We start from the raw sequence: 234 nt of genomic DNA on the forward strand, positions 1-234 counted from the left end.
TCGTGACGCCGAAACTTGAGCGCCTTATCTACGTTCTGGAGTGGGCGCGTATCGAGGAATTCGCTGACGATTCCTGGGACGGCATTGGCCGACCGCCGCATGTACGTGCCTGGCTGGCGAATGCTTTTGTGGCGAAGGCGGTGCTGGGCATCACCACCACCGTCGGGCTGGTCGAGCGCCTGACCATGGACAAGACCTTGCGGCGCATTTGCGGATTTCCGCCGTTTGCAAAGC

1 protein-coding gene is annotated in these 234 nt (G+C 61.1%); it reads left to right on the plus strand.

The features are described from left to right. Positions 1–234, plus strand: a 234-nt coding sequence (locus tag F1735_RS35270) for a transposase (protein ID WP_167241675.1), incomplete at both ends; no start/stop codon positions are given.

Origin of the sequence: Massilia genomosp. 1, from assembly GCF_011682185.1 — a bacterium.
In the GTDB taxonomy this organism is placed as follows: domain Bacteria; phylum Pseudomonadota; class Gammaproteobacteria; order Burkholderiales; family Burkholderiaceae_D; genus Telluria_A; species Telluria_A rubra.